The 5523-nt window shown below is 50.8% G+C and carries 6 protein-coding genes; 4 read left to right on the top strand and 2 right to left on the bottom strand.

The window, feature by feature from the left end; genetic code table 11:
• Nucleotides 1–356 precede the first annotated feature (356 nt).
• The 4 genes from BLP96_RS19660 (at nt 357) to BLP96_RS19645 (ending at nt 4275) form a co-directional block, all read left to right on the top strand.
• On the top strand, nt 357–998 hold the full coding sequence (locus BLP96_RS19660; RefSeq protein ID WP_176761585.1) for a class I SAM-dependent methyltransferase: 642 nt from the start codon (nt 357–359) through the stop codon (nt 996–998).
• Between the two features lie 91 nt (nt 999–1089).
• The gene (locus BLP96_RS19655; RefSeq protein ID WP_089689224.1) at nt 1090–1602 is read left to right on the top strand and encodes a hypothetical protein; all 513 of its coding nucleotides are present in this window, start codon (nt 1090–1092) and stop codon (nt 1600–1602) included.
• Nucleotides 1603–1907: 305 nt separating this feature from the next.
• Complete coding sequence (locus tag BLP96_RS19650; RefSeq protein ID WP_089689223.1) at nt 1908–2429, top strand: hypothetical protein; 522 nt, start codon at nt 1908–1910, stop codon at nt 2427–2429.
• A 136-nt stretch (nt 2430–2565) separates the two neighbouring features.
• Nucleotides 2566–4275, top strand: a complete 1710-nt coding sequence (locus BLP96_RS19645; RefSeq protein ID WP_218118655.1) for a hypothetical protein — start codon at nt 2566–2568, stop codon at nt 4273–4275.
• A gap of 65 nt (nt 4276–4340) precedes the next feature.
• On the opposite strand, the gene BLP96_RS19640 is transcribed toward BLP96_RS19645, so the two are convergent.
• Both BLP96_RS19640 and BLP96_RS19635 read right to left on the bottom strand, forming a co-directional pair.
• The gene (locus BLP96_RS19640; RefSeq protein WP_143005087.1) at nt 4341–5150 is read right to left on the bottom strand and encodes an IS3 family transposase; all 810 of its coding nucleotides are present in this window, start codon (nt 5148–5150) and stop codon (nt 4341–4343) included.
• Nucleotides 5151–5155: 5 nt separating this feature from the next.
• The gene (locus BLP96_RS19635; RefSeq protein ID WP_045995248.1) at nt 5156–5467 is read right to left on the bottom strand and encodes a DUF1153 domain-containing protein; all 312 of its coding nucleotides are present in this window, start codon (nt 5465–5467) and stop codon (nt 5156–5158) included.
• Nucleotides 5468–5523 lie beyond the last annotated feature (56 nt).

Raw genomic sequence — 5523 nt, 5'->3', positions numbered from 1 at the left:
GGACGCAACGGTATCGAACATGACCTAACGCCACCCCCACACAACGGACTCGGCGAACCGGCTCGCTTGCGGGCCGCGGTGGCGCTCGTTCCGCGGATGGATTTTGCCCCATAGACGCGCTAGGTTGGGTTGAATTGGGTTCGGAAAGGGGTGAAAACATGGCCAATCTCACGGCCCGGACGCGGCATCACAGGTCCGTACCCTCGCGACCGGATGCCTCCGGTCACGCTCCGGCCAATACAAAACCCTATAGAAGCGGCGTCGTAGCCTGACGGGCGGCTTAGTCCAACAGGCATTTATCCGCCATGCTTCGCACGGCGAAAAAATGCTGAACAGTTATCTGCTAAGGAGGCATCGTGGCTGAATCGGCCTGGTACGACAAATTTGCCCCGCTGTACGACGTGGGTACGGCTGGTGACTTCTTTTACCGAAAACCACGTGAAGTCGCTATTGACCAATTAGATCTGGGAGTCGGCTGCCAGGTCGCGGATGTCTTTTGCGGCACTGGGGTAGATCTCCCAACACTTATCCAGAAAGTCGGGACGAAAGGCGCAGTATTGGCAGTAGACGGTTCCCACGAAATGCTTGAACAGGCAAGGAGCCGAGCTGGAAAGCTTCATATAGACAGTAACGTCGAGTTTCTCGAAGCTGACTTTTCACGGAGCACCGGTATCGGAGTCGTTGAAGCTGCTATTACTGAGAAGCAGCCCAAACATGTGTTCTTTTCGCTGGGGCTTACGTGCCTGGAGAATTGGCGGGAATTCTGTTCGCGGATCTTTGACGCAGCACCCTCCGGAACGCGCTTTGCGATCATGGACGTTTATAGTAACCGTTTAACTCTGGGGGCGCGTTTTATAAACTGGATCGGGGCGGCGGACTGTTGCCGTAACGTTTGGAAGATTCTTGAAGAACGGTGCGAGTCGTTTGCATGGCAAGAATTTCGTCCCTTCAAAATACTTGGCGTTTCAGTGATTGTCGCCAGTGGGACGAAACCATAAGCACATAACCAGCGGCTGTACGGCGACCGCCTTTACGGCGCTGCGCGCCTCCAAGCCGGCGCGTAAGCCTTGCCGTTAAACGGATACGATCATGAGTGAGTGGGTAGCTGAGAATGTTGGGGTAGTGATTGCAGCGGGTGCAACATTCGTATCCGTACTCTCGTTGGTTGTCAGTATTATTGCTCTCGCGATTCATCGTAAGCATAACTACATGTCCGTTAAGCCCATCGCCCATTTTTCGAAAGGAGATTATGAAGATTGCTTGTTCGTGAAGCTGAAGAATTACGGAACGGGTCCATTGATTGTTAAGTCCTTTGATGTGATTGGCCCCAGCGGGGCCAGATCGAAGAGGATCATAGAAGCAATAGGTGGTATTGCTTCAGAAGTGGTATGGGAAACATTCACTGACAGCATTGATGGTAGGGCATTGGCGCCCGGCGCAGAGTTTGTCCTTCTAAAGGGTAATTTTGATGGTGACGAGATGGAGAAGCGTCGGTGGATTCGTCGGGCTCTCTCAAGTTTGGAGCTGAGTGTCAGTTTTCAAGATATTTATGAGAGAGATCAGGAGCCTGTTTCGGAGCGGCTTACTTGGTTCTCTAGGTAGCCATCCGTTTAACCAATGGTTCCAGCGGACGCTCGTACCTCGCTCTCGCTGAACCACAGCGTTAGCGGTTGTGCGTGCGCGGAGAAATCGTTCGCGGAGAAATGATGATCTCGCCGAATGAGCTAAGACGGAAAGGGCTCTTGCCAATCACCGAGGGACCAGTGCGATTTGCAGTGGGGCCTCCCAACGGACTGACGTCAAACGCATGGCGTATATGGGCGAGTAAATACGGAGACGCATATATTGCATGCCGTGACAATTTCAGGGAGGCGAAAGTTAGTCTGCATGCATCCGGGCGCTGGCGAATGGGCTTCACCGCCGAAGCGGTTTCGGCAAATTCCACACTTGTCCCGGACGGAGAGAATCGCGCTTGGGACGTGTGGGACTGTCCGCCGGAAACAATCCCCAATACGGTTCGCGCCTTCGAGTTGGTATTTCCAACTCCTGAGTTGGCCGTGCGTCCGGAGCAAAGGCCTACCAAGGACTGGAAAAATGTCGTCTACATTGAGGCCGCGCCTCCGGGTAAGCTCACAGTCGTGACGTTGTTTGTTACGCGCGGTCGCATCGATTTGAGTCATGAATCGGAGCCGAGTTTTTGGCTCGCTTGCCTTGATCTGGGGAATGGCTACTATGCCCAGCTCGTTGCCCACAGCGATGACGAAGGAGATCTGCCGAACACAATCGAGGAGCGCATAGCGGACGCGCGGGAAACCGCAGAGAAATCAGGGGAAACATTGTCGGACGAAGCCTACGCGTATTTCTTTGGACAAAATCCAGGTGGGGTTCGCTATATTTTCGGGGCTCGACTTGACCGACCGGACCGCTAACCCGGCGCTTCAGCCGACCGCTCAACCGCTACGCGGTTTCGCGTCGGCTGAGCTTTCACGTTAACAAGGAGTTTGTTCCGTGCCTGAAAGGCTGCAACTGACAAAGAATGCACAGTTTTTTCGCATAGGATCACCCTTGAGTGATGAAATTGTCCAAGAGGTACTTGATGCGGCAGCGGATAACATCACTCTGGATGGCGAATTTATCATTGACTCTTTTCGTCAAGAACGGCTTTTAGAAGAACAAGAGTTCAGCTTTGTCTATTCCGTAAAAGTGTTCCCTTCAACCCGCCCCGTCTACTTCTTGGATGATGATTTTAAGGACATCGTTCACGCATTCATACTTGTCATAGAAGTCGATAACTACATAGCAATCTTGAAGAAAAGCTGCGCAAATATATCCGATACCCTAGAGAAATATTTCACTTTAATTGGGAATAAGGAGTTTTCCTCGAGCTTTTCAGATGAAGATGTAGAATTCCAAAAGATGGCACTCCGTAACATGACTATATCGGATAGGGCCATGAGGACACGGTCTTATGAGGCCGCTAATCTAAAAGGCTTACTTTCAACGCATTCGGCCGGCAGGTCAATACCATTTTACTTCAAGTTACGCCAGGGATCGAAAACTAAGTCTATATCTGGAAGTGGTCGTGTCGTTGAGTCTTCTAGTAGGGAGTCCATTGATGATATTGGAGTTTGGGTTAGGGATCAGATAAACCTTATTGAGTCTCCAACATCCAATAATTTCCTTGATGCTTTTGCTAGTAAAATAGAGCTCAGTGATGTATTAGAGTTAACTAACCCAAATGCTATTTTGATTGAAAGCTCCTCGTTATTCGAAAGGATTGAAAAAGACGACCTTACATTGGCTTATAAAACAAGGAAAGGTAAAAAGGTATCTGTTTCTTCGCGTATTTTTAAAAAACTAGAGTGCGCGCTGGAGTCGGTTTATGAGCTGGATGATGAACTCAACATCGTTGGTGGGGATAATAGCTCGTGGGTCCGGGAAAACAAAAAAACACTTACCTTGCACTCCAAAACACTATCTAAGTTTCGAGTGGTTCAGAACGGAAAGGAGATCACACTTCAAAAGTTCATAATAAAAAACGGATTGTACAGTATCACGTTCGATGATCCTAAATACATGTATTTTATGGGTTCGTGCTTTGAGGACTCATCTGGGGTTTCAGAGATTGATAATATTCTGGAAATTCTGCAACCGATGAATGACATGTCGAAAGTGCGTTCCGAGAAAGGGAAGTTCGACAAGAGTGCATCTAGATTCTCCAAAGACTCGATGTTTAGCCTCGTCGAGGCGGTTCACAAAAATGATGATTACATATTTTGTGATGACCTAGGGGATGAGTGGGCAGACCATATAACCTTTAACAAAAAGGACTCAAATATATGTTTTGTCCATTCCAAGCATGGTGATCCAAGCACATCTGCTAGCAATCTACATGATGTCGTCGGTCAAGGTATAAAAAACCTTGGCAACATGTACTTTGGGATGGATTTGATGCTCTCCAAGTTGAATAACTCTCTTTCATATAACTATAAATCAAGCTCTGGAATTGAAACGAATATAGCGAGGATCAGAAAAGGGGATCCGGATCAGTTTGAGGGCTTTCTGAATAACTTGCTAAAAGATTATAAGCTAAATAGAAGGTGCGTTCTAAGCTGCTCATTCATTTCTAAATCTGATGTTGAGAGGGAGTTCTTTAAGATAAAAAATAAAGCACCGGTTAGAGGGCATGTAACACAATTATTTTGGATCATTTCGTCATTTGCGCACGCAGCAAAAGACATGAACACGATACCGTTGATATATTGTAACAAGTAACTATGTTAACAAAGCAATGCACGCGACAAGCGCGTGATGTAATGACCCCCTAGTTTCTGCACACCCTACGCCGCTAATGCCGGGTGTGCTCGGGGTGCCACATAGCCCAGAGACTGATGTGGCCGTTCTTCGTTGTAGTACCGGATCCAGTGGTTGATCACTGCCCTGGCTTGTCCCAGCGACTCGAACCGATGCAGCCAGATACACTCCTCCTTCAGGGAGCGGAAGAAGCGCTCTACGAGCCCGTTCTGTTCCGGCGTGTACGGTGTCGTGAACTCCTGCGTCAGTCCGTAGGCCTTCACCGTGCCCGTGTAGTGGCGACTGCTGAAGACCAGGCCGTTATCGGACCGCAGTGCCAAGGGCTGATGAATTCGGCCCAAGGCGCCGAATCGATGCACCAGGGCCTCTTCCAACGCGGCCTCGGCGGTCTTGCTACTGCCGTTGTCCGATAATCGCCAGCCGAGGATCTCCCGAGTGCAACAGTCGATTATCACCGCCAAGCTGGCTCGTCGATCCTTTCCACACCATACGTGAGTCAGATCAGTTGCCCATCGCTCATCAGGTCTTGAAGCGACTGACGGCAAGCTCCTGGCACGTGGCCGGAAGCCTTGGGGGCGTTTGCGCACCTGCCAGCCCTTCAACTGCAGGATGCGTTGGATAGGCTTGCGGTTCTCTCCCAACACGCACGCCAGACGACGATAACCATAGGTAGGGAACCGTTCCAGAGTCAGCTTCACCCTGCTAGCCAGCTCGGTATTGATCACACGGCGCCGCGGCTTGGGCCGGTAATACAGGCTTCGCCGGGGGAGTCCCAACCAGCGGCAGAGCTTGACGAGCGATACCACATGACCTTCCTCGGCCAGTTGCGCCTGCAGCGACCTTACGAGTTCTCGTCCTCGTCGAGCAGGCGCTTGAATTTTTTTAGTGCATAGATCTGCAGATGGGCTTCGCCCAGTGCCTCCTTGGTCTCCCGGAGCTCGGACTCGTACTGCTCACGGATGTCCTTGGGGCGGGCTTTGAACCCGTTCTCCATGTTGCGTTGGGCCTCATCGATCCAGCCTTCGACCTCGGAGACGGTGAGGTCATACTGGCGAGCCACTTCAGCGACGGTGGTCTTGCCCTTGAAGATGTCCATGACCACGGCGGCCTTGCGCTTCGCGGTCCATCGCTTGATCGGATTGTCGTCGTTCATCCTGTCCTCCTGGTCGCTGCACTATAGCCTGTGCAGCTCTGGAGGGGGTCACTTCA

It is taken from the genome of Billgrantia gudaonensis, assembly GCF_900100195.1.
Classification (GTDB): Bacteria; Pseudomonadota; Gammaproteobacteria; order Pseudomonadales; family Halomonadaceae; genus Halomonas; species Halomonas gudaonensis.
This window is presented reverse-complemented; position numbering and strand designations above follow the sequence as displayed.